Genomic DNA, 21,872 nt, shown 5'->3' with positions numbered 1-21,872 from the left:
CTACGCTCTCCCGCCCCCGCCGACCCTGAAAGGGCTCCTGTGCCAGTCTCCTCCAGCACGAACGACACCGTCGAAGTGATCACCCTCGGCGGGACCGTCGCCATGACACGCAGCTCCGAGGCGGGGGGCGCGACGCCGAGCCTTACCGGAGCCGACCTGGTCGACGCCGTTCCTGACCTGCGTCGCGCTGCGCAGATCACCGTCGAGGACTTCCGACAGCTCCCAGGCGCCTCACTGACTCCCGCAGACATCGTTGCCCTGATGGAGCACATCGCAAAGACCGAGGCAGAGGGTGTCCGAGGCGTCGTGGTAACACAGGGCACCGACACGATCGAGGAGAGTGCCTTCCTGGCAGACCTGTACTACCGGAAGGACATGGACATCCCCGTGGTCTTCACCGGAGCCATGCGTAACGCCAGCCTCCCTGGCGCCGACGGGCCAGCCAACATCCTCGCGGCAGTACAAACCGCCGCTTCGGCAGACGCACGCGGCCTCGGAGTCCTGGTCGTCTTCGGCGATGAGATCCACGCCGCCCGGCACGTGCGCAAGATGCACACGACCAGCATCACCGCCTTCGCGTCTCCGAACGTCGGACCCATCGGACACGTTGTGGAGGGCACCCCCCGCATCCACAACCGCGGACAGCGCACCCCGTCCGTTCCTTGGCCCAGCGGCCCGCAGCCCCGCGTCGAGGTGGTCACCGCCGCACTCGGAAGCGACGGCTTTCTCCTTGACACACTCAAGGACACAGTCCAAGGTCTCGTGATCGCCGCCTTCGGTGTAGGCCATGTTCCGGCCTCCTGGTGTGACAGGCTCGAAGCGCTCGCCGATACGATTCCGGTGGTCCTTGCGTCCCGGATCGGCACGGGTTCCGTGCTCACGAGCACCTACGGGTTTGCCGGATCGGAAAGCGACCTGATCGCCAGGGGACTGATCGGCGCCGGCACCCTCGATCCCTTCAAGGCCCGGCTACTGCTCAGCGCCCACCTCGCCGCCAATAGCCCCCGCGCAGAGATCGAAGCCGCCTTCGCCGCCCGCCGGTGACCTACGACCGCACCCTTCGGAGACTGCGTCATGCGCACCACTGAAATCACCGCACGCCGCCAGATCATGGTCGTCCTCGAGCACGGAGAGGACTTCTACACCGGCCTGGCCGAAGCCTGCGCCAAGCACGACATCCGGTCGGGCTACATCCCCTCCTTCGTCGGAGGCTTCCGAAGAGCGCGACTCGTCGGGGATTGCAAGCCCCTCAAGAACCCGGATGCTCCCCTGTGGGAAGAGGTCGAGGTAGAACATCTTGAGGCCCTCGGTGGTGGCACCCTCGCCTGGAACGCCGAAGAGAACCAGCTGGCACCACACATCCACGTAGCGGCCGGCATCAAGGATGCCTCCGCCGACGGGCGTGTCTCCCACCTTCTTGGCGCCACCGTCCAGTTCATCTGCGAGATCCCCGTGGTGGAAGTCATCGGAGCCACGGATGGGCCTGCACTGACCCGAAGCCGAGACCCCCACCTGTTCGGCGGGGAAGTACCCATCCTCGGCTTCGGCCCCCACAACTAACGGCGGCGACGGCCATGCGCAGAGCTACCCGATTTCGCCAGGTGGTCCACCAACGACGCCTGCACCTCTTCGAGTCGTTCTGCTCCCACTTCGTACGCGCCGCCCATGAAGTGGCCCAACTGGACGAGAACCCCCGTCTGGCGACGGCGATGGTCTCACGGAGCGCCTGGGACCGATGGATGGACGGAGACATCCAGGGCACTCCGCGGGCCGACACCTGCAGAGTCCTGGAGCACCTCCTGGGCGAACCCGCACAGGTCCTGTTCGGCCCGCCGCGCCCCGCTCCACCACGCGAGAAGCAGGAAAAGGCTCTGTCGCCTCACCTCGCTGCGATGGCGTCCTTCCGACTGGCCGACCGCCAACTCGGCGGCGGCCACGTCTACAGCTCCCTGCTGATCTACCTCCGCACCGAAGTCACCACCAGCATCATCGGTCTCGGCGCTGTCCAGGGCGCAGAGGCGTTCCGCGACGCGGCAGTGCTGACGGAGATGGCCGGCTGGATGGCTCACGACTCGGGACGCGACAACGATGCCCAGGGACACTTCCTCAGTGCCCTATGCTTCGGCCAAGCAGCCGGCGACCCGTCTGTCGCCGCCAACGTGGAAGCCGGCATGAGCCACCTGGCCCTCCAAGAAGGCCGCGCCAACCAAGCGGTCGAACTTGCACGCAGCGGGCTGGACCGGCTCCGCGCCGCCGAGCCTGTGCCGGTGCTTGCAGCCCGACTCCACGCCATGAAGGCCCGGGCCCTCGCGCGCGGCGGCTACGCCAAGCAGGCACAGCACTGCTTGGACTCGGCCCGCGAGGAACTTGCGGCCGCCGACACGGCGTTCGTCCCGGACTGGGTGGCCCCCTTCGACGCCGCGGCACTGGCGAGCGAAGCCGCATCCATCCTGCTCGACCTACGAATCCTTCCGGCGGCCACCGACGAGGCGAACCGCTCCCTCAAGCTCCGCGACGCGAGCCGGGCCCGTAGCCGTAGCCTCGCGCAAATCACGCTCGCCCAGTCACTGATCGCGCAAGACCAGGTGGAGGCGGCCTGTGCCGTAACCCACGACCTACTGGAAACCTGCCAATCGCTGGGGTCCATCCGCCTCAGCCGGGACCTCGCTGATCTGCGGACCGCACTTGAGCCATACGCCAGCTCCAGACAGGTCAAAGAAGTCCTCGACCATATGACTGTCGTGGCCCGGCACCGTAGATTGCTCCTTGCCAGCATCACCGTCACGGAAGGGTCCCAGGTGTGAGTAACGCACCTCAACCGGGAGATCCCGATCGTGACGTGTACCTCGCTGAGGGCAACGCCAAGCAGGCCCGGAAACGCGTGGTCGCGGACGCGCTGATCCGAAACGACCAAGGACACGTGCTCCTGGTTGACCCGGCCTACAAGGAAGGGTGGGATCTGCCCGGCGGCATGGCTGAGGCCAACGAGGAACCCCTCGACACTGTCGCGAGGGAGCTCCGCGAGGAACTCGGTCTCGATGCCGACTGCGTCCAGATGCGCGGCCTGCTCTGCATGGACTGGGTGGGTCCCCACGGCCCGTGGGACGACCTCCTCGCCTTCGTCTTCGACGGCGGCGTCCTACCGAACGACCGAATCGAGACGCTGTCCATCAAGGACGACGAGCTCAATGGCTTCCGATTCTTTCCGCCCGACGAAGCGCTCCGCCTCCTCCCCAAACGGCAGCGCACACGAGCGGCCCAAGCACTCATTGCCCTCGCTGACGGTATTCCCCGATACCTGCGAGACGGCGTACCCGCTTGGAGATCCTGAGCCGCGCCGGCTGGTTGACCACGCACTTGAGCCGGACGAACAGACGAGTTGAGCATGGCCCTCTCAGCACCGCACCCTGATGCGTTCCCAAGCGTCCCACCCATCGATATCGACAATCCTGCGACGGTCGCCGCACACGACTGGGCCGCCTTCAACGCTGTCTCTGCAATGAAAAATCACTGGCACAGACCCGGCTGGTCTGAGACGACGAGGGCTGTCTACTGGCTGCTGACAATCTCCGATTCGGCGTTCATTGCCCACGCCCGCCGCTGTCAGAGCTTCGTTCGGCACCTTCAATTCGACGAGATAGCCCCTGACGGCTTTCACCTCACCCTGGGGCGCGTCGGGGTCGTCGACATGTTGAACGACGAAGGACAGATGGAGGGACTCGTGGCGACGGTCCAGGCAAAGGCACCGCCGGCCTTTGTCCTAACGGCCGTGCCGCTGACGGGATCTCGGGGTGCCCTTCGCTACAGCGTGGCTCCATGGACCCCGATCCTTGAACTCCATCAGGTCCTGGTCACAGCGTCCGAGGCATGCGGCCTTCCGTCAATGGCTCCCACGGCGCGGTTGCGGCCTCACATAGGGATCGGGTATGCGAACCGGCCCCTGCCAGCAGCCGTCGCCCGTAACGCCGTCCTACCGCTCAGGTCCCTGCCGCCAGCCACTCTGACCATTGACCGGGCCGACTTGGTCGAGATGTGGCGAGAGCCTGGGGCGTACAAATGGCGGATAATTCACAGCGTTCAACTACAGACCATCGTTGCTGGCATATAGCCTTTCCGCCACACGAACTGGTACCAAGACGCCGACTCGCTAGACCTGGACAGAACCTTGACTCGGCGAATCTGCCACTCTGGCAGCCGTGGGGAGCGCCCTCTCGTAGTACGGTGTGAGAGCGCAGCGTTGTCCGTCTCCCATGGCGATGGCGATCCGCTGCATTCTGGAACCCTTCAAGTCTCCGGCGATCAAGATTCGCCGATGTTGGGCGTCCGCAGGGCAATAGCCATCGGTGCCGGTTGTAAGGCCTGGAAGGGCCGAAGGCCTTGAACCGGCATTCATCAACACGACGTCGGCGGCGAAGGTGTGGAATCCTCCTTCGGCTCGTTCAGATGTGACCCGGATGCCTCCTGGGATCGGAACGAGTCTTGCGTGTTTCGTCTCCTCGAGATATACACGCGGATCCCGGGCCACCTCTTCCGTCTTGTACCGATCACTTTCGGGATGGAGGACATGGAGCGACACGTCTGCATCCGGGTGAGCGCGTAGCCAGGTGCCGAGCGGCCGATCTGCACCCAGCACGACGATCTTTCCGTGTCCGTCCAGGGCCGCCGGCTTCGTGCGCCACAGCTGCTCCGGTGTAGCGAGATCTGGCGCCACGAGCCACTCGACGTCGCCAGGGCCGAGAGAGGCTACGCCTGTAGCGACGACCACGGCACTGGCGCGGAGAAGACGTTCGTCATCCAGGGATACCTGGGCCTCGTGCTCCTGAATTCCGACTGAGACTGCCCGGCCGTGGACGACCTCGCATGCGCCGGTTGCTTCAAGCCGCTCTACATCTGCGGTGAGGGCCTTGGCCAACTGCGGGCCGTTCGTCCAGCCGCCGGCCAAGTTCTCCAGGGAGCCGATCGCGTAGAGCTTGGACCCGATCCGCTCCGCTTCGACGAGGATGGTGCGCATGCCGAGGCTGGCGGCGGTCAGAGCTGCCGAGACGCCCGCGGGCCCTCCACCGATTACAACCAGGTCGGTGTTGTTGGGAGTGCTCACGCGCTTTCTCCCTTCAGAGGACCGCGTTCACCCGAGAACAGCGACTCGGTCGTCAGCAGGTGCTGTCGGTGAATATTCCGGCCTGCCAGTAGCAAGGCGGCGTCGTGATATTCAGGCCCACCGCTCGAAGCACACGCATCGGTGATGACCCAGGGACGGATGCCGGAGTGGTACGCGGCCAGCGCGGTGTCATAGACGCAGGCGTCCGTGTCGATTCCGGCCAGGACGATATCCGTCCAGCCCGACTCCTCGACCAAGGCCGAGAACTCGTCGGTGAAGGCGCTGGAGCCGGGCTTGTCGATGATGGCGGCCGCGGCTTCCGTAAACGGGCTGAGCTCGTCGACGATGCGCTGGTCCTCCTCGGTCCGCAGGCCGGTCCAGCCCGTGATGCGTTCGTACGGGGAACCTGGCGGGTTGAAGAACCGGGTGAAGACGACCGGTTGATCAAGGGAGACCCATGTCTTCACCAGGCGCACGACGGAGGGGACGACTCCTTGGCTGTGCTCGTTGATGAAGCCGGCCTGCATGTCGACAACCACGAGCACGGGCCTACGGGAGCTCACTGCGCCTCCTGGGTTCGAGAGTTACATGTCGGCGTCACGGAGGACTTCTTGTGCGGTGCGAAGCCGGTCCGGCAGCCGGCTGGTGGTGAGAACGGCCTCACGCATGAGCTGGTGCTGCGCAGTCTCCTGGGGACGGGCAGCGGTCAGCCGTGTCAGTGCGCCTCGCAGGAACCGCCACCCGAACTCTTTGGGCATGACCGGGTCTCGTCCCTCCTCGATTTCGTCGAGAACATACGAGCTCAGGCACCACAGGGCCTGGACGTCCAGCTCCAGCGCGACGATGTTCTCCATGGGCAAGGCCCGCTCCGGCGAGAGCGGATGGTAGGCGACGCCCGACCATCCGGCGAGACCGAGGGCGATGGCCTGGCTACTGAAGTCGACGACGTCAGAGTGTTCGAACCCGTCGGAGAACAGGGCCCGCTCCACATCGTCGCCCAGGCGCACCGTTTCCTCGGGACGTTGGCGGTCGACCAGGACGGACGGCGTGGTCAGCAACTGCATCGCCGTGTCGAGATTCGTCCCTTGCCACGGCGAATCCTCCAGCAGGTAGGCCGAAAGGACATAGGTCGGCGGCTTCAACTCCCCGCGCTGGCCGGCCACCGCAGCCAGTAGCTCGCGGATCCGTCCGTCGGCCCACCCCAGGTCTGTGAGGTAGGAGCGGTACCGCCAGACCGCCAAGTCGCCCAGGGTCTCCACCTTCCGGCGCTGTACGAGGTGGAAGATCGCGACGCCGCAGTCGTAGAGGTGGAGCTGGGACGTGGACTCGGAGTCAGGATGGAGCGCCGAAGCTGCACGGTGGCCGAGCTTGGCGGGACCGTCCTGGCACGGGTCACCACTTATCAGGGAGACAGCGTCTCCGATGTACACAGGAATGAACTTGTGGCTGACGACGCTGGCTGGCCCAAGTGCCGGTGAGGAGCCAACTTCCCCTTCCACGACCGCGCTGTTGCCCAGAGAGGCGTAGAAGACCTCCAGCACCTCCGGGTCACACGTCGCCTTGAACCGATCCAAGATCTCGGCGGTTTCCGGCTGGACTTTGAGGGTGCTCCCCTGCTTGCGCCACCTCGTGACCGTCTTCGGATCCACGCCGAGCTTCTCCGCATAGACGCGGATCGGCAACCGAGTGGCCTTCCCCAACAGAGCCGCTTCTCGGCCCGTCCACTGCACCACGGCTGCCATTTGACACTCCCTCCGCCAGCGCAGATTGCAGATTACGGCCTCACGCCCACACCACGCCCACATCGAGCCCACAACGCGACCTCTCGCGCAATGGCCCTGGTCTAGATGCTGATTGAGACATTCCGCATCAGCTAGATCACCGCGACAGGAGAGGTGACGTGACGCCCTGCCATCTGCCTCAGCACCTGGCGCGCGATCCCCAGGGAAGCACCTCCTCTTGGGCGGGCGGCGCTGGGGATCCTGCACGACGTCAGCCTCACCCTGAGTCGGCGTGCGTGGCTGAAGCCGCAGCTCGGGGGTCGCACGCCATGCGAAGCTCACAACGTGATGGCGTAATCCAGTACGTACGACGCGGAGTCCATGACCGTCTCCTCGACTTCGACCGGGCGGTCCTCGGCGTCGTACAGGGTGCGGTAGACCGTGATCACCAACCGCGTCGGCAAGATGACCAGCTGCGCGGCCTCGTCGCTCGTCGGCATCTGGCACCGGATCTCGTCATGCCCTTCCACGGGTGCATGCCCTGCAGCGGACAGCGCGGCGCGCAGGTCCTCGTGCGCGATCTCGCCGTGTGCGAGCGACGACTTCGCGACCAGTTTGTGCGGGACGTAGGAGCGTACGAGTTTCACCGGGCGGCCGGCCAACAGGTAGCGCCCGCTGAGCAGGAACGCTCCCTCACCTTCGCCCAGTTCCAGCACGCGGGCGATGCGAGGCGGCACGGGGGCGTCGGGCACGAAGGCGACGGAGTCTGTGTTCAGGGTTTGCGTGTCGTTGGACTCAAGGACGTTCGGGCGGCCCAGCCGCTGCTCTCTGGATCGCTGTTCGGATGCGATGCGCCTGAGCTGTCCCTGCTCGCGCACGTAGTTCCCCGAGCCTTTCCGGCTGTCGAGCATTCCGTTCGCTTTCAGAACGTCGAGGCCCTTGCGGAGCGTCACGATCGAGACGTCGAGCTCTTCGGCCAGGACCGGTTCGGCCGGGAGCCGTTTGCCGGGGGGGTAGTGCTCTTCCTCGATCAGCCGAGCGAGCTTGCTCGCCACAGTCAGGTACTTGGGCAGGCCGCCCGGCGCCTCTGTCATGTGTCTCCCCTGGCTTCTCCTTGGCGACCTGATCGTACGGGGGCCACGGCCCGTGGCTCGTGCGCACTCCTCCAGTGGCGCAGTCTAGCTAGCTAGACAACGAAGCAAACTAGTGTGCCTCTTGATCTGTATAGCTTGATTTGCTTCACTGGTGCGTGCCGACGGCGGGCTGCCCCGCTGACGACGAGCTGGCTCTCCCTAGTCCTCACGTCCAAGCAGGACATTCCAGTGCAGACGTGACGGCCAGGGACCGGCCAGACACCGGATCGCCTCTTGGGCCACATGCATGACCGGGCATCGCGCCCAGGCCCACCAGGCGCAGGTCCCGGCACTGCCTCGAAGTGAGACAGCACCGGAACCGGCCGGACCCGCACAACAACTCCAGAGCGTGATCCACCGCGGAACGACGGCAGGAACTTTGGCCGAGGCGAGTGGAGACCAGCCGGCCGAGAAAGGGCTGCCGCCCACGACGTATCGCGCAACCGGCTCTAAGAACGACGCGGCCTACACCTTCAGCTCGCGATGACGCCCCGGGACAGATCTCCCCGGGGTGGTCCGGAAGGAACAGCCCGACCGGACGCTAAGCGGCCCGCGTCTAGATGAGATTCCAGCGCGGTGGCGCCGCGCACGCACCAGTAACCGCAGTCGCCGGCGCTCGCTCAACGCGGCGAGCGCCGACGGCCTCGGCCACTGGTGGCAACCGCCGCCAAGCCGGCCCCGGCACACCGGGTGCCTCAACCCATCACACAGGAACGTTCAACCGCTCCCTGTCGCCCGACAGGGGATTTCTCAGGATGAATTGGGAGAAACCATGAAGTGCTCCGCTGGTATGGCCGCTGCCGCCGCGACCGTCGGCGCGATTGGGATGCTGGCTTCCACCGCCGTCCCGGCGCAAGCGTCCTCGACGGACCCGCAGCCGACCCGCTCGTACACCGAGCAGCGCCGCGACCCGGTCACCGGCAAGCTGGAGACGGCCAAGGTGACCGAGTACGAGGACGTCGCCGTCACCCCGGCGGCGTCGGTCACCGTCGCGCCGGCGCCCGGCACCGGCGGTCTGTACCTGCGCAACGCCGACGGCTCGATCAAGGGGCTGATGGGCGAGGGTGACCAGGCGCAGTTCCTCGACTGCCACCCCAGCAACAACCGCTACGTCCTGGTCCGCCAGATCACCCACGGCCACGGCGGCTGGGGCGCGTACGAGGGCTACGTCACCGCCGCGGCGACCATGGCGCCCAGCCAGCTCCCCTGCCGCTGACGATCACGACCCTTGCCAGGGCGGCACGGAAAACCTTGCCGGTCTCACCGGCAGGCGAGCAGTCGCCACGGTTTCCGGCCGGGCCCTCAGGGCCCGGCCGGCCCTGCATCCCCCAGGCGGAGCGCCACCGCGTCGCTCGGCCCCCCGGAGAGCCTGATCACGGCTCGCCGTCACCATCACCAAGTTGTGGAGAAATACCATGGATTGGCGCCATAGCGCGGTTTGCCGGGAGGAAGACCCCGAGCTGTTCTTCCCCATCGGCAATACCGGCCCCTACTTGATCCAGGCGGAGGAGGCCAAGGCCGTCTGCCGCAGGTGCCCCGTCATCGAGATCTGTCTCCAGTGGGCGCTTGAGTCCGGTCAGGACTCCGGCGTCTGGGGCGGACTCACCGAGGACGAGCGCCGCGCCATGAAGCGCCGTGCCGCCCGCAACCGGGCCCGCGTCGCCTCCTGCTGAACGATTCCCCTGCCCGCCGCAGGCTCAGGCGCCCCCAGTGCGCCGCCGTACACGCGGCTTCCTTCCCGCCCTCCACGGGGGCGGCCAACAGCACATCGCCTGCGCCCAGTTCATGGGCGCGGCCCCGTGGCGCGGTCCAGGCGCCGACGGGGCCACTGGCCAACCAACTCACCGATCTCGACACAGATCTCGCAACGGAGTTGATCGCGTGCGCACCACCTTGCCCCATGTCCGCCCGCAGCCGCACACCGACCCCTCTCACACCACCCCCTCGCAGACCCTTCTTCGCACCACCGGCCCCAGCGGTTTCCACAGCATCGCCGCGCCGGCGCACGGCTCCGCCATCGACGACATCGCCGCGGAGGACGACGAGGTCGGCTACGAGGAGGAGCCCGAGGCCCTGGCGGGCTGCCGGCGCACGCACGCCTTCACCAGGGAGGTGGCCTGATGACGCGCCGGCCCGCGTGGAGGTACCACGCCACTGAGGCCCTCAAGGCCGGAGCCGCCGCCGACCAGGCCCGCGCCAAGGCCGATCACCTGAACACTGCGCGCAGCAGCAGGGACGCCGAGCGGACTCCCGCCAAGGGAGGCACGGCATGAAGAACCCTCTGGCGTTCATGTTCGCCGACCCCTCCCGCCACGGCAGCGGCCCCTACAAGATGGGCAAGCCCCACAAGAGCGCGGCCGACGCGGACCGCGCGGGCTGGGAGAAGACGGACGAGACCGGCGGCTTCTACTACCCGGCCCCCCGGCGCGGCATCCTGCGCGGCCGGAGGCGGACGTGACCGGATCTCCGCTGCCCCGCCATGTGGCGGCCGGGAGGATCTCCGGCGGCCGGCTGACCCTCTACCGCACGTGTGAGGACGGCTCGACCGTTCCGCTGACACCGGAGGAGATCGAGGCACTGGTCGAGCTGTCCCGCGCGCGCCGCCGGCGCCCGTTCAGCACGCCACCGGACCCGACCCGGCTCGCCCTGCTCCTGGGCCACGGCGACCCGGCGCATGAGGGAACTCGCACGGTGGCCGCCGGGCCGCGCACCAGGACCTGATCGAAAGGCCGCCGAGCCAGGCCGGCAACGGGCCGGGCCCCCTCACCGGGGCCCGGCCCGCCTTTGCATGTAGGAAGGAGTCGCGGCGTGACAAGCCGCAAGAACACCAAGAAGCGGCAGCCCCGCCGATCCCGGGTGACGGCCACCGCGGCGGCTCGGCCGGCGGGGAATGAGCAGGCCGGCCACATTCCGTCGGATGAGCAGCCCGGCCAGTCGAAGGCCCTGGCCGACGAACGGGTCGCGGAAGCCGAGCGGCAGGCCGCCGAGCTCCTCCGCACGGCGGAGACCTCGGCCCGGGATCTGTTGGCGCGGGCGACCGCTGAGGCGCAGGAGAAGACCGCAGCCCTCCTGGCCGCCGCGGAGCGGGACGCCGACCGCATCCTCGAGCTGGCCCGCGCGCACGCCGAGGAACTGCGCGCCCAGGCCGAAGGCCAGGCAGACGATGTGTGCCAGGAGGCCCAGGCCCGCGCCGATCGGGTGCTCGTCGACGCCGACAAGCGTGCGCAGTCCCTCCTCGCGAACGCCAAGAACCGGGCCGAGGAACTTCGGGCCGAGGCCGAGCGGGTGAAGAACGACGCGGTCGCTGCGGGCGATCGTCTGCGCCGTGACGCCGAGGCCGAGGCCACCCGGATCACTGAGCGGGCCAAGGAACTGCGCGACACGGCCGAGCGTGATGCCCGGAGCAAGCGCGATGCCGCCGAGCGGCTGCTGCAGCAGGCCCAGGACGACGCCGACCAGGTGCGCCGCCAGGCCGACGAGGACAGCACCCGCACGGCAACCCGCGCACGGGAAGAAGCCGACCGCATCACCGCCAAGGCCCAGCACGACGCTCAAGAGAGCCAAGAGCGGCTGGCCGAGGCGCTGGTCCGCGCCGAGGCCCGCGAGAAGGCCGCGGAGGAGAAGCTGCTCGAGGCCGAGGTCGCCCTCAAGGAGGCCACCGGCCAGGCCGAGACCATGCTCAAGGATGCGGCCACCCAGGCCGAGGCGACCCTCAAGGAAGCCAACGAGGCATGGAACAAGGCGATGTCCCGCTTCGAGCGCCGCCAGGAACGGCGCCGCCGGCGCCGCGAACTCCGCGCTGACCGTGTCACCTTGGGCTCCCGGATGGCCAAGCTCGGCGAGTGGAGCAGGACTCTGATCCGTAACCAGGCCCGACGGGTCCTGGTCGGCGGCCCGATCCTGGCCCCGATGGCCGTCGCCTGGTGGTCACAGACGGACTACGCCCGAACCGCGTTCGGCTGGTGGACCATCTTCGCCCTCGGGTTCGCCGCGGCCTGGGAGCTGACCACGGCCTTCGTCGGCTGGATGTACCACCAGGCCCGCCGCATGGGCGACTCGGGCCTGCTGTACCGGGTCATGACCTGGGTGTTCGCCGCCGGTGCTGCCGCCATGAACTACGCCCACCACTGCGGCCCGGCCGGCCAGCCCACCCAGCCGGCCGTCGCCTTCGCCACGATGAGTCTCGTCGGCATGGTCCTGTGGGAGCTGTATGCGCTGCTCATGCACCGTCAGTACCTGCGCGAGCAGGGCAAGCTGGCGCTGGCGCGGCCGCGGGTCGGACTTATCCGCTGGGCCCGCTACCCGGTCCAGTCCTGGACAGCGTGGTCGCTGATGATCACCAACAGCGAGCTCACCACGCTGGACAAGGCCTGGGCCGCCGCGGCCAAGGAGATGAAGGCGCGGGCTGCGGCCCAGGCCGTCCGCAAGGCGGCCCGGGCCACCGAGCGGACCGCGCGGGCCGCGGACCGGGCCGATCGCCGGGCCGGTCTGCTCCGCCACCGCATCGTTGTGCCCCGGGTCGGCGCCAGCGATCTCGGCCCGGCCGCGATTCCTACCCTTCGGCCCATCACCCTGACGGCCCGGACCGTAGAGTGGTCCGCTCACGCCGCCTCGCTCGCGGCCCAAGCTGAGACCACCGGCCTGGGCCGGGCCGCAGCAGGTTGGGTGCCGGTGCAGGTCGGCCCGGACGTGCCTTCCCTCGGCCCGGCCCAGGCCGAGGACGGAGCGCGGCCCGGGCCGGAGGATGATCTGGCCCGCGGGCCGTTGGGCCGCAAGGCCATGGACACCGATGAACCGCAGGTGGGCCGGGCCGAGGAGGTGGGCCGGGCCGAGGAGGTGGGCCGGGCCGAGGAGGTGGGCCGGGCCGAGGAGGTGGGCCGGGCCGAGGAGGTGGGCCGGGCCGAGCAGGTGGGCCGGGCCGAGCAGGTGGGCCGGGCCGAGGAGCCGGTCGAGCTGGAGCTCAGGGACTTCGAGTACCAGGCCCTCGAACTGCTCCGCGAGCGCAACGAGACGCCGAGCAAGGCTTCGATCGGCAGGGTCGTCCGGCACGAGCTCAAGGGCACGATCGCGAACGACCGAGCTGCCTTCATCGCCGTCCAGCTCGCGGCCGGAGCCAAGCCCAAGGTCCGGGCTTCCGAGGACCGCGTACCCGCCGGGGTCTGAACGCCTGTCCGCAGGCGGTGGTGGGCCGCTTCGACAGCGGCCCACCACGCACACCACCGGAGCCTCCCACTGGTAAAACCGCAGGTAGATCGCCTGGTAGGCGGTAGGTAGGCGCGGTAGACGGCCCGATTGGCCTGGCTCTGCCCATTGGGGGAGCGCGGCCCGCTCGCCTGTGCTGATGGCCCAGATGACCCGCCCTCCAGCGCGCCCTCAACCCAACTTCCTTGCCGACATCAACGTTGGAGTACCCCCATGTTCTGGACCCTCAGGTCCCGACTCGCCGACCTGATCCGTCGGCGACAGTCCGACGAGCAACCCGACAACGTGCGCGTACGGCTCCCGCCGTCGCGCCCGAAGCAGGGCGCTGCGCAGGCCCTGGAGCAGGACGCACAAACGGCTCCGACCGCGACTTCCGACCGGGCCGACGGCCCGGTCCGGACCGGGCCGGAGCGTGTGGACCTGTCGCAGCTCGGACCGGACGAGCGACAGGTACGCCGGCACATGGTCGACGCGATCGCCCGCTACGGGTGGGAGAAGGACCGCACAGCATGACCACCGACCAGGCAGAGGCGTCCAAGACGGTCGTCGATGTTCGCGCCAACATCGACAAGGCGCTCGAGGAAGCCGACCACCCGGCTGCCAAGGAGAAGCAGCCATCTAAAGCCGTGCCTCAGGAGCCCGAAACGGTCCCTGAGAGCCCTGTAGCGCCCGATGAACCGCCCGTGGCCGCAGCGGCCGCTCCGCAGGCCCCAGCGGGCCCGCAGACGGCCTCAACGCCCGCTCCAAGCAGCTCCCGTCCGGACGCATGGTGGGACCGCGTCTACTACGACGACGAAGCCCACTGGGACACCAACACCGGCAACATCAGCGACGATGTCCCGCCCGCCGAGTCCACCGTCCCGAAGCCGCAACACGCCCCAACTGCCCCCGCGCACAGCGACGTCGATAAGACCGACGAGTACGTCGACAACCAGGACGTGGAGGCAAGGGATGAGCCCGCCGCCCCGGTTGAGAAGGGCGATGACGACCAGGCAGCAGATGAGGAAGGTGCGGTAGCCCGTGCGTGGCGCCAGGCCAAGGCCCTCCAATCCCTCGCCCGGGTGGAAGGGCGCCGGCGCGCAGCTCTCCTGTACCTGCCCGGCACTGCCCTCGCATGGGGACTCGGCTGGCACCGGCGCGTCATCGCGTACATGGAGGCCGGCTACGTCGCCCCCGGTCAGCTCATCGGCTCCCTGATCGGCCTGACCGCGCTCGGCGGCGGCCTCTGGCTCGCCGTCAAGAAGAAGAGCCCGCTCCTGGCCGCCGCGGCCCTCGTCGCCGCCGGGACCGGCTACGCCGAGGGCGGCATACGCGCCGCCGACTACATGACCGCCCACGGATGGGACCCGGCCATCGCCACCCCGATGGGGTCGGCACTCCTCGCCGGCGGACTGACCTGGTGGTTCATCGACCGGCGCACGGCTCACTGGTTCCCGCCGCTCGCGTGCCTGATGCGCACCCCGACCGCGGCCATCGGCCTTGCCCTGATCTTCTACACCGCCCCCATCGCTTAAGGACGCCCACATTGATCAGCAACACCAGCACGCTCGCCGCCGAATCGTCCGCCATCACAGACGTTGTCGGCCGCATCGGCGCCGGCGGCGTCGCCTTCCTCCTCGGCGCCATCCTCTACCTGGGTCTCAGCGAGAAGGGGAAGACCAAGCTCGCGGGCAAGCTGAAGAAGAAGCCCGGTGCCGTGATCATCATCGGCATCCTGTTCGCTGCCGCGTGCGCCAAGGCCGGCGGATTCTGGGACCTGTTCACGAGCCTGGCCAACATCCCGGCCGACATCATGCGCGAGGACCTGGGCATGGGCGACATGGGGCCCGCAGTCCCGCCCCTCCTCGCGATCATCGTCCTCGCCCTGACCCGCCCCAAGCCCGGCGCCATCGCCTTCTGGGCGTTCTTCCTCTACATCACCTGCGCCGGAGCGGGCCGCGGTTCCCTCTGGGACATCATCGGCATGGTCACCGACAAGGTCCTCGCGAAGGCGGGCTGAGGTGACACCGGTGACCACACAGCCCGAACCCATCCCCGAGACACCCAGCCACGTGCCGACTGCGGCGCCCGCGCTCGCCCTGGTGAAGGAGACCGTTGCGCCGACGGACGGCGACGCAGCGGTCGAGTACAACGCCGAGGACCAGGAGCACGACGGTGTCCTCAACGGTGAGGACCCTGTTCTTGGCGGGGGAATCCTCGCCGAGATCACCGCCCTCGTCGGCCGCGATGCCTGGATCGCGTTCGCCCACGAGACCGGCGCCCTGATTCGCGGCATTGCTGTCCGCTTCGCAGGACTCCCCAGCCGGATCGTCCGCGCCACGTGGCGGGCCACCGTCACGGTCGTCGTCCGTATCAAGGACGGCTCCGTGATTCTCGGTGCATCCATCGCGGAGTGGGTCACCGCCGAGGAGATGAAGGCGGAGCCCGCGAAGGCCGACAAGAAGGGAGAGCCGCGAGACGAGGCCCAGTCCAGTACGGACGACAGCAGCGACTGGCCCAGGCCGGTGAGGCGAGGTGGCCTCCTCCTGCTGATCGCTGCTGGCCTCGCCCATCAGGGCAGGGAGGACCCGGTGGCCGTCGCGCTGGTAGCGGCCGCCGTGTGGTCCGCGGCGGCCATTGTCGCCTCGCGCTCGGGCCGGACCGCGTCTTCCCGACCGGCAGGAGAGCCCTCCGAGAAGACGGCGGATCCGCAGACCGCCCTCAAAAATGATCATGAAAATTCGGGGGAGACGAGGGAGTCGGAGGAAGCACCGACCCGGGCACAGGCCGAAACCGGACTGGTCCGATATGTCGAGCATGCTGTAGCGGCTGCCATGCACTTGCATAAGCACAAGGGAGTGCACACAGAAACACTTCTCGACGGACTCCAGCGAACCGAAGGGCTGCGTGAAGCGATCCTCAACCCCCTAGCCCCGCACGGTGAAGAGTGGGACGTTCCAACTCTTAACGCGACCCTCAGCTCCCTTGGAATTCCCATTCACAGCAAGGGGTTCAAGCTCATGATCGACGGAAAGCAGCGCGTACGTGCCGGCGTCCGCTATGACGAGCTCGCCCAGCGCCTTGGTCGGCGCCCCGTCCTCCCCCCATCCCTGGTGGAGGACCGTACGCGTGTCTACCCCACTGAGTGAGGCATCCTGCCCGCGCGCAACCCGCCCCGGCCCGGGCCCGCGCGCGGGCCCCTCCAGCCCTGGGTGAAGGTGCCGCCGCGGCACCGCTCCCCGCCTCTGCCAGGCCTCTACCGAATGCCCTACCTACACGCCCTACCCGCGTCCTGACCTGCGGGTTCTACTTCAGCTCTACCGCCCCTACCGGGGGTTCTACCCCGCCCTACCGACCCGCGCGGGCCCTTCTGAGGCACTATGGTTCGCCAACAGCCATGCGGCGGAGGAGAGTTCGCGTGTTCCCTGGGCCCTACACCTACCGGTGCCCTGTCTGCCGGATCACCGTTCCGGGTCTCACCCGGAACGAGGCCCGCCGAACCCGTGACGGTCACCGCGAGCAGATCCACGGCAGCCCGCTCGCGAAACCCGACGGCGAACGCATCACCCGCGCGGCAGGATTCGATCAGTGGCGTGTGCCGGTAATCGCTCTCTGCGTCTTCTTCGCCCTCATGGTTCTCTCGCAATTCCTCTAATCCGGCTCCGAAGAATGCCTGCAATCACGGCTTGCCCGTGGGGGAGGGGCGCGGGGCGCCGCCGACGTCTCCTCCTGCTTTTGGCGACGCCTTCTTCCCGCCCGAAGTGACCCCGGCAGGCCTCGGCCGCAGACCGTGATCCGCCGTTTCACCGGTCAGTGAACGCAGCCCGTTCCGTGCCCCAGGCGGCACCCTCTGCCGGAGCTGACTCCCGCCCGTGTGTAGCCGACCGCCGCTCGGCAGCGGCCTGCCCCATCGTCGGCCCTCGCGTACAGCTGGGCCGAACCTTCGTCATCCTTTCCTGCTCACAACTCGCCTGGACGCCGCGGCTCATCAGGCACTTGGAACCGTCATGTGTTGCTGCTTCTTCTGCCGCATCGCGGCCTGCTTCGTCATATTCAGGATCGCGCTCGGCGCGGTCCGCCTGTTCTCCTTCCTCGTCCTGGTGACCGTCGCCGCGGCGCCGCTGGTGGCGGCGGCCCGCCTGATCCGCGACGTGTTCGATGCCCTCGACCCGGGAGATCTCGCCTTGGGCACTGTCGGGGTCCTCGGCGCGGGACTGGCCGTGTGCGCTGTCGCCCGCCGACGCCACGCTGACTGATTGTCCAGCAACGGCCCCCTCATTGACGCTTAAGGCTTGCGCATGGATGGAGTGCTGGGTACCTTCTTAAGCGTCACTCCGCTCGGTGGCGGCGATGCGGCTTTGCCCCTGGCGGCCGCGGTCTTCGAGTACGGCCGGTGGATACGTCCGTTTGCAGGCAACGAACACACGACCCAAGGGAAACCATGAACCCTGCCACGGCCACGAGGCCGAAGACGGTCATCGACCCCGAACTGCCCGACGCCGTCGCTGGCAGCCTCCGCACCATGACGCCGGATGAACTGGCCAACCTGCCCAACAAGGACCACAGCCTGTGGTGGGGAGTATGGGAGCCGGTGAAGTGCGGCGCCAAGATCTGCGGGGCAGCCGTCGTCCTGTCCATTGCGCTCCCTCAGGCATGGGAGACGCTGAGGCCTCAGCTCTCCGGCTTCGTCGGCCCCGGAGTCTCTGTTCTCGTCATCTGGGCCGGCTGGTCCGTACTGAACCGCAAGGGCGAACGCGACAGGCGGCGGACGATCCGCACCCATCGCGAGCGCTACGTCCTTCCCGAGGACCTGGAGACGGACGCGGCCGAGCTGATGGCCCGGACCCAGGAGGCCGTCCGCACGGTCACCCGGTCCGTCCTGCACCGCGAAGGCCTGATCGACGGCCAGCGCAGCGCCCAGTTGCTTCCCGCACAGGAGTGGGACATCGCTGTCTCCTTGCGCGACTACAGCCGGCTGGTCCGCAAGACCCCAAGGCACCCGAAGGGCGAGGCTGCCCGTGCGGTGCTCGCTGAGCGGCGCCGTCTGCTCAGGCTGAGCCGCGGAGGTATCGAGCAGCAGGTCACCGCCCTGGAGGCCTACGCCGAGCGGGTCGCCAAGGCCGAGCGTCTGTACGCCGAGACCCAGCAGCTGAAGCAGATCAGTGAAGGCGATGACGAACTGCTGGACCTGCTGGCCCGAACGGCACGCCATGAACTGGGCGCCGAGGAGGCCGAAGCGCTGACGGGCGAGGTTGCAGCCGTCGTCACGGCCTACACGACGGCGCTTGAGGGCGCCAAGGAGGCCGCGGCGATCGCCCTTCCGGCCGCGAACCCGGATCCAGCGCCCACCGCCTGAGCACACCCGCCAAGGGCCACACGGCCCGCGCCCACGCAGCCGGGGCCGCGAGCGCAGCCGGGGCCGAGCACCGCCGGAGCGTCCAGCGACGAACACGGTCAACGTCCGCGAAAGGAGCCCCTGTGACATCGCCCGTCTGTGCATATCCTCAGCTGCAGGAACCGCCCGCCCTGCCGGCCGAGGCAGGACTCGCGGCCTGCGTGAGCGACCGCGATCCCTTCGACGAGCTCTACGCACGCGCTGGCACACCGGCTAGCCGCTATGTCAACGCCGCGGCCGCCGTGTGCAGTCGCTGCCCCCTGGCCGCCACCTGCCCAGTCCGCGTACTTCCCCGCACCTCCCCGTCCCAGCCCGCGCGCCGGCGACGCTCCTCCGGCACGGCCAAGGACGGCGTGCTCGCCTACCTCCGGTCAAACGGCGAAGCCACCGCCCCGCAGATCAGCGCAGCGACCGGTCTCACCTTGACCAGCGTCCGCAGCGCGGTCTTCGACCTCGCCGGGGAGGGGCGGCTGATCAAGCGGCCAGCGCCCCGCGGCGAAGGCAACCGCGTCTACCTCTCCCTGCCCGACACCGAGAAAGGCATGACCTCATGACGTTCGCGCCCACCGGTCATGACCCCGCGGCCGACATGGCGCCGCTCGCCGCGACACTGCACGCGTTCGTCGCCATCGTCTGCCGCCAGCGCATGCTCGCCCGCGCCCGCAGCGCGGGCACCCCTATCGCGGTGTCCGACCGCGCCGACTACCACTACGAGACGGCGGTGTTCGTGGCCGGCGCCGTCGACCACGGCACGCACCCGCAAGCCGAGGAGACCTACAGCGTCGTCCTCTCGCGCCTTCGGAGGGCTCAGGCCGAGGCGGCAGGTGACGGGCCGCTGACCGCCGAGCGTCTGGATCCGGTGCACGAGGCGCGTCGGCGCCGGGCCACCGCCGTACGGATCTGGGGCCAAGGGCTGGAGTGTCGCGCGCGCAAGGGTGAGACCATCCCGTACGACGAGATGCTCGAATACCTCACCGAGCGGCACCGAGCGTTCGCGCTGCTCGCCGACAGCGACGGCCGGGACGCCTCGGTCGCCGCTGCCCGGAGGGCACGTCAGCAGCTGCAAGGCCTCACCGTCGCAAAGGAGACCGCCTCGTGAACCCACCACGCCGGCTGACCGGCCGCATCCCCGTGGAGCGGGCTCAGCAGGCAGTCGACCACCTGGAGATGGCCCAGGCCGACTGGGACAAAGTCCGCTCTGTGGCAGGGAACCTGTCCTGGCGCGGACTCCTCGTCCGGTACGCGGTGGGAGCCGTCGCGGCCGGCGGCGAGCTGCACCACGTGATCCGAGGACACGGCTGGCAAGCCCGGGACCGGTCCCGCGCCCACTACGACCGATACTTCCGCGTCGAGAGCCGACTGCTGCACCTGCTCACCATCGCTGCACTGTGGGGGGCACCGCACGCCCCACAGGGACAGCGGAGCAGCCGCCGACAGTTCCTGCAGCAGGCCAAGCGGATCCAGGCCGCGTTCGTCAACGCCTCGTTCTACAAGAACGACACCGACGAGGAAGCCGCCCGCACCTGTGTACGCCTGAGCCTGGGCCTGGTCCACCACCTCGTCAGCGGGACCCCGCTGCCGGCCGACTGCTCTGTCGGCAGCAGTTGGTAGTCGTCAACACCGCCTATTCCAGCGCCGATCCGGCGCGACGAACCCGCCTGAAACCCAGAAAGATCCCGATGGACGGAAACCAACTGCTCGCAGTCGCGGCGGTGACGGCCTGGATCGTCCTGGGTCTCGCCGCATTCGCCGCGGCCGGGAAGATCCTGCGGTGGGACTGGACCCCGCGGGGCCTGCGCCGCCACTACGAGGAACTTGCCGAGCGTGACGCCCACATCGCGCGCACGGTGGGCAGCGCCCCCCGCATCATGCGCATCGTGTTCGTCGTGCTGTGGACGCTGTTCCTGATCATCTGGCCCCTCCAGGTGACCTGCGCCGTCTTCATCGAGCACCGCTGGCTCGGGCAGGGCCCGCGCAAGACCTCCTGACCCCAAGCCCGGGTACAGCACCCCCAGCAGCCCGTCCCGACCGGGAAGATGTGCCCGCCCTCGGCGCATACGGCGCAGGCGCCTTGACGCCCCGGCCTCGCCTGAGCCGGTCGGCTGCCGAGCAGATCGGGTACGCGCCGACCGCACCCCGGATCAACTACTCTTCGCCGCCCGTCTGATGGGCGGCCGACGCCCGCACGCCTTTTCCCAAGGAGGCCCTCATGCCCCGCCCGTCCGTTGTCGCCCCGTCGCTGCACCTGGCGAATCTCGTCGAAGTCCCGGTCACCGAACGGAAGATGAGCTACGCATGGACCTGCTCGGCCGCGGACTGCGACGCCGGCTTGGCGGGCCACCGCGACAAGCCCGAAGCTCTCGCCTACGCAGGACAACACGAGGCCAGCAAGGCGACCACCACGTTCGCGCCCGGCTCGCTCGTTGTCTGCATCGGGCCGGGCGGTTCGGGCAAGTCCCACTTCGCCGGCGCCTTCCCCTACCACTGGGTGGTGTCCCTCGACGAGATGCGCGAACGCCTGTGCGGAGACGGCGGGAATCAGGAGGTGACCCCCCAGGCCGTGCACCTGCAGAGCATCCTCGTCGCCTCGCGGATGGAGTACGGCCAGACCACCGTGGTGGACGCCACCAACGTCGAGGCGGACAAGCGTGCCAGCCTGGTGGCCCTCGCCCGCAAGCACCAGCGCGACCTCGCCGCGGTCCTCTTCCAGACCGACTTGGACACCTGCGCCGCACTGAACGCACAGCGGTCCGGCAGCCGCCAAGTCCCCGTCTCGAAGCTGGTCTGGCAGCACGGCCAGACGCCGACGCCCCGGCAACTGGCCGACGAGGGTTTCACCGACATCCACACCGTCCGACTCCAGATCGCCTGAGCCGAAGCCCGCCCTGTCGATCGCTCCATGGCACTCGGCCCAGGACCATCCACAGGGCCACCGTCGTACGGTCGCGCTCCACCGCAATCGGAAGGAGCCCTCGCCATGACCGGCGCCGCCTGGCTGCAGAACTCCAACGCCCGCCTGCTCCGCATCGACCGGATCATCGAGATCGACCTGTGGGGTCCGCCCTTCTCAGGGGCCGACGCCCCTCCGGCCGTGGCCGGACAGCTGGCCCGGATCGTTGTCCGTCTGGACACCCCGGCCGAGCCGTGGCGTGAGATCCCCACGGTGCCCTGCCCGGGGGCGGCGATCTGATCGCTCAGCTTCTCGTCAGCTGTGCAGCCGCAGCGGAGAGTCGCGCTGGTACCGTGCGCTACGTCCACGGCCACTACGACCAGGGGGAAGTGAGACCCATGGCACGGCTCTGCCTGCCGCGTCCTGGGCACCATCAGCGGCGCCCGTGCCGGGG

28 protein-coding genes are annotated in these 21,872 nt (G+C 68.6%); 24 read left to right on the top strand and 4 right to left on the bottom strand.

Annotated elements, in window-relative coordinates; genetic code table 11:
* The first annotated feature begins 75 nt into the window (after positions 1-75).
* The 5 genes from ABZV94_RS16495 (at position 76) to ABZV94_RS16475 (ending at position 4,108) form a co-directional block, all read left to right on the top strand.
* On the top strand, positions 76-1,044 hold the full coding sequence (locus ABZV94_RS16495) for an asparaginase (protein WP_356340976.1): 969 nt from the start codon (positions 76-78) through the stop codon (positions 1,042-1,044).
* Between the two features lie 30 nt (positions 1,045-1,074).
* Positions 1,075-1,560 (top strand): PPC domain-containing DNA-binding protein, encoded by a 486-nt coding sequence (locus ABZV94_RS16490; protein WP_356340974.1) that lies wholly within the window; start codon positions 1,075-1,077, stop codon positions 1,558-1,560.
* Positions 1,561-1,739: 179 nt separating this feature from the next.
* A complete protein-coding gene (locus ABZV94_RS16485) occupies positions 1,740-2,804 on the top strand; it encodes a hypothetical protein (RefSeq protein WP_356340972.1) in 1,065 nt (354 codons plus the stop codon).
* A 35-nt stretch (positions 2,805-2,839) separates the two neighbouring features.
* Complete coding sequence (locus ABZV94_RS16480) at positions 2,840-3,331, top strand: NUDIX hydrolase (protein ID WP_356340970.1); 492 nt, start codon at positions 2,840-2,842, stop codon at positions 3,329-3,331.
* Between the two features lie 54 nt (positions 3,332-3,385).
* Entirely contained in the window at positions 3,386-4,108 is a 723-nt protein-coding gene (locus ABZV94_RS16475) for a 2'-5' RNA ligase family protein (RefSeq protein ID WP_356340969.1), read from the top strand.
* A gap of 39 nt (positions 4,109-4,147) precedes the next feature.
* Here the strand turns inward: ABZV94_RS16475 and ABZV94_RS16470 are convergent, their stop codons facing one another.
* From ABZV94_RS16470 to ABZV94_RS16455, 4 genes are all read right to left on the bottom strand, one after another.
* On the bottom strand, positions 4,148-5,098 hold the full coding sequence (locus tag ABZV94_RS16470) for an FAD-dependent oxidoreductase (protein ID WP_356340968.1): 951 nt from the start codon (positions 5,096-5,098) through the stop codon (positions 4,148-4,150).
* Positions 5,095-5,643 (bottom strand): isochorismatase family cysteine hydrolase, encoded by a 549-nt coding sequence (locus tag ABZV94_RS16465; protein ID WP_356340967.1) that lies wholly within the window; start codon positions 5,641-5,643, stop codon positions 5,095-5,097. Before ABZV94_RS16465 ends, ABZV94_RS16470 begins: the two co-directional genes overlap by 4 nt.
* 39 nt (positions 5,644-5,682) lie before the next feature.
* A complete protein-coding gene (locus ABZV94_RS16460) occupies positions 5,683-6,840 on the bottom strand; it encodes an XRE family transcriptional regulator (RefSeq protein ID WP_356340966.1) in 1,158 nt (385 codons plus the stop codon).
* A 317-nt stretch (positions 6,841-7,157) separates the two neighbouring features.
* Complete coding sequence (locus ABZV94_RS16455; protein WP_356340964.1) at positions 7,158-7,913, bottom strand: GntR family transcriptional regulator; 756 nt, start codon at positions 7,911-7,913, stop codon at positions 7,158-7,160.
* An 865-nt stretch (positions 7,914-8,778) separates the two neighbouring features.
* Between ABZV94_RS16455 and ABZV94_RS16450 the strand changes: the two genes are divergently transcribed.
* The 19 genes from ABZV94_RS16450 (at position 8,779) to ABZV94_RS16360 (ending at position 21,718) form a co-directional block, all read left to right on the top strand.
* Positions 8,779-9,168, top strand: coding sequence for a hypothetical protein (locus tag ABZV94_RS16450; RefSeq protein WP_356340963.1), 390 nt, complete (start codon positions 8,779-8,781; stop codon positions 9,166-9,168).
* Between the two features lie 199 nt (positions 9,169-9,367).
* Positions 9,368-9,625 (top strand): WhiB family transcriptional regulator, encoded by a 258-nt coding sequence (locus tag ABZV94_RS16445; RefSeq protein ID WP_356340962.1) that lies wholly within the window; start codon positions 9,368-9,370, stop codon positions 9,623-9,625.
* Between the two features lie 208 nt (positions 9,626-9,833).
* A complete protein-coding gene (locus ABZV94_RS16440; RefSeq protein WP_356340961.1) occupies positions 9,834-10,073 on the top strand; it encodes a hypothetical protein in 240 nt (79 codons plus the stop codon).
* Complete coding sequence (locus tag ABZV94_RS16435; RefSeq protein WP_181412038.1) at positions 10,073-10,225, top strand: hypothetical protein; 153 nt, start codon at positions 10,073-10,075, stop codon at positions 10,223-10,225. Before ABZV94_RS16440 ends, ABZV94_RS16435 begins: the two co-directional genes overlap by 1 nt.
* A complete protein-coding gene (locus tag ABZV94_RS16430) occupies positions 10,222-10,410 on the top strand; it encodes a hypothetical protein (RefSeq protein ID WP_181412039.1) in 189 nt (62 codons plus the stop codon). The genes ABZV94_RS16435 and ABZV94_RS16430 overlap by 4 nt, the downstream gene beginning before the upstream one ends.
* Positions 10,407-10,673, top strand: a complete 267-nt coding sequence (locus tag ABZV94_RS16425) for a hypothetical protein (protein ID WP_356340960.1) — start codon at positions 10,407-10,409, stop codon at positions 10,671-10,673. The genes ABZV94_RS16430 and ABZV94_RS16425 overlap by 4 nt, the downstream gene beginning before the upstream one ends.
* Positions 10,674-10,760: 87 nt before the next feature.
* Entirely contained in the window at positions 10,761-13,115 is a 2,355-nt protein-coding gene (locus ABZV94_RS16420; RefSeq protein ID WP_356340958.1) for a hypothetical protein, read from the top strand.
* A 252-nt stretch (positions 13,116-13,367) separates the two neighbouring features.
* Entirely contained in the window at positions 13,368-13,667 is a 300-nt protein-coding gene (locus ABZV94_RS16415; RefSeq protein WP_356340957.1) for a hypothetical protein, read from the top strand.
* Positions 13,664-14,668: a hypothetical protein gene (locus ABZV94_RS16410; RefSeq protein ID WP_356340955.1), complete on the top strand. Its 1,005-nt coding sequence runs from the start codon at positions 13,664-13,666 to the stop codon at positions 14,666-14,668. The genes ABZV94_RS16415 and ABZV94_RS16410 overlap by 4 nt, the downstream gene beginning before the upstream one ends.
* 11 nt (positions 14,669-14,679) lie before the next feature.
* A complete protein-coding gene (locus ABZV94_RS16405; protein ID WP_356340954.1) occupies positions 14,680-15,153 on the top strand; it encodes a hypothetical protein in 474 nt (157 codons plus the stop codon).
* Positions 15,154-15,163: 10 nt separating this feature from the next.
* The gene (locus ABZV94_RS16400) at positions 15,164-16,282 is read left to right on the top strand and encodes a hypothetical protein (protein WP_356340952.1); all 1,119 of its coding nucleotides are present in this window, start codon (positions 15,164-15,166) and stop codon (positions 16,280-16,282) included.
* A gap of 858 nt (positions 16,283-17,140) precedes the next feature.
* Entirely contained in the window at positions 17,141-17,389 is a 249-nt protein-coding gene (locus tag ABZV94_RS16395; protein ID WP_356340951.1) for a hypothetical protein, read from the top strand.
* Positions 17,390-17,574: 185 nt separating this feature from the next.
* On the top strand, positions 17,575-18,489 hold the full coding sequence (locus ABZV94_RS16390; RefSeq protein ID WP_356340949.1) for a hypothetical protein: 915 nt from the start codon (positions 17,575-17,577) through the stop codon (positions 18,487-18,489).
* A 392-nt stretch (positions 18,490-18,881) separates the two neighbouring features.
* Positions 18,882-19,082, top strand: coding sequence for a hypothetical protein (locus ABZV94_RS16385; protein WP_356340948.1), 201 nt, complete (start codon positions 18,882-18,884; stop codon positions 19,080-19,082).
* Entirely contained in the window at positions 19,079-19,627 is a 549-nt protein-coding gene (locus ABZV94_RS16380) for a hypothetical protein (protein ID WP_356340946.1), read from the top strand. The genes ABZV94_RS16385 and ABZV94_RS16380 overlap by 4 nt, the downstream gene beginning before the upstream one ends.
* Entirely contained in the window at positions 19,624-20,139 is a 516-nt protein-coding gene (locus ABZV94_RS16375; protein WP_356340945.1) for a hypothetical protein, read from the top strand. The genes ABZV94_RS16380 and ABZV94_RS16375 overlap by 4 nt, the downstream gene beginning before the upstream one ends.
* A gap of 68 nt (positions 20,140-20,207) precedes the next feature.
* Positions 20,208-20,516 carry a hypothetical protein gene (locus ABZV94_RS16370; protein WP_356340943.1) on the top strand — a complete coding sequence of 103 codons (309 nt, stop codon included), beginning with the start codon at positions 20,208-20,210 and terminating at the stop codon, positions 20,514-20,516.
* 221 nt (positions 20,517-20,737) lie between these two features.
* Positions 20,738-21,400: an ATP-binding protein gene (locus ABZV94_RS16365; protein WP_356340942.1), complete on the top strand. Its 663-nt coding sequence runs from the start codon at positions 20,738-20,740 to the stop codon at positions 21,398-21,400.
* A gap of 105 nt (positions 21,401-21,505) precedes the next feature.
* On the top strand, positions 21,506-21,718 hold the full coding sequence (locus tag ABZV94_RS16360; protein ID WP_356340940.1) for a hypothetical protein: 213 nt from the start codon (positions 21,506-21,508) through the stop codon (positions 21,716-21,718).
* Positions 21,719-21,872 lie beyond the last annotated feature (154 nt).

This window comes from Streptomyces sp. NPDC004658 (genome assembly GCF_040609555.1).
Lineage (GTDB): Bacteria > Actinomycetota > Actinomycetes > Streptomycetales > Streptomycetaceae > Streptomyces.
The sequence above is the reverse complement of the archived record's forward strand: the minus strand, read 5'-3'. Positions and strand labels throughout refer to the sequence as shown.

Coding starts and splice junctions, on each gene's coding strand:
- ABZV94_RS16490 (WP_356340974.1), top strand. CDS start 1,075: ATGCGCACCACTGAAATCACCGCACGCCGCCAGATCATGGTCGTCCTC.
- ABZV94_RS16485 (WP_356340972.1), top strand. CDS start 1,740: ATGGACGGAGACATCCAGGGCACTCCGCGGGCCGACACCTGCAGAGTC.
- ABZV94_RS16475 (WP_356340969.1), top strand. CDS start 3,386: ATGGCCCTCTCAGCACCGCACCCTGATGCGTTCCCAAGCGTCCCACCC.
- ABZV94_RS16460 (WP_356340966.1), bottom strand. CDS start 6,840: ATGGCAGCCGTGGTGCAGTGGACGGGCCGAGAAGCGGCTCTGTTGGGG.
- ABZV94_RS16455 (WP_356340964.1), bottom strand. CDS start 7,913: ATGACAGAGGCGCCGGGCGGCCTGCCCAAGTACCTGACTGTGGCGAGC.
- ABZV94_RS16450 (WP_356340963.1), top strand. CDS start 8,779: ATGCTGGCTTCCACCGCCGTCCCGGCGCAAGCGTCCTCGACGGACCCG.
- ABZV94_RS16445 (WP_356340962.1), top strand. CDS start 9,368: ATGGATTGGCGCCATAGCGCGGTTTGCCGGGAGGAAGACCCCGAGCTG.
- ABZV94_RS16435 (WP_181412038.1), top strand. CDS start 10,073: ATGACGCGCCGGCCCGCGTGGAGGTACCACGCCACTGAGGCCCTCAAG.
- ABZV94_RS16430 (WP_181412039.1), top strand. CDS start 10,222: ATGAAGAACCCTCTGGCGTTCATGTTCGCCGACCCCTCCCGCCACGGC.
- ABZV94_RS16415 (WP_356340957.1), top strand. CDS start 13,368: ATGTTCTGGACCCTCAGGTCCCGACTCGCCGACCTGATCCGTCGGCGA.
- ABZV94_RS16410 (WP_356340955.1), top strand. CDS start 13,664: ATGACCACCGACCAGGCAGAGGCGTCCAAGACGGTCGTCGATGTTCGC.
- ABZV94_RS16395 (WP_356340951.1), top strand. CDS start 17,141: ATGTGTTGCTGCTTCTTCTGCCGCATCGCGGCCTGCTTCGTCATATTC.
- ABZV94_RS16390 (WP_356340949.1), top strand. CDS start 17,575: ATGAACCCTGCCACGGCCACGAGGCCGAAGACGGTCATCGACCCCGAA.
- ABZV94_RS16380 (WP_356340946.1), top strand. CDS start 19,079: ATGACGTTCGCGCCCACCGGTCATGACCCCGCGGCCGACATGGCGCCG.
- ABZV94_RS16370 (WP_356340943.1), top strand. CDS start 20,208: ATGGACGGAAACCAACTGCTCGCAGTCGCGGCGGTGACGGCCTGGATC.
- ABZV94_RS16365 (WP_356340942.1), top strand. CDS start 20,738: ATGCCCCGCCCGTCCGTTGTCGCCCCGTCGCTGCACCTGGCGAATCTC.
- ABZV94_RS16360 (WP_356340940.1), top strand. CDS start 21,506: ATGACCGGCGCCGCCTGGCTGCAGAACTCCAACGCCCGCCTGCTCCGC.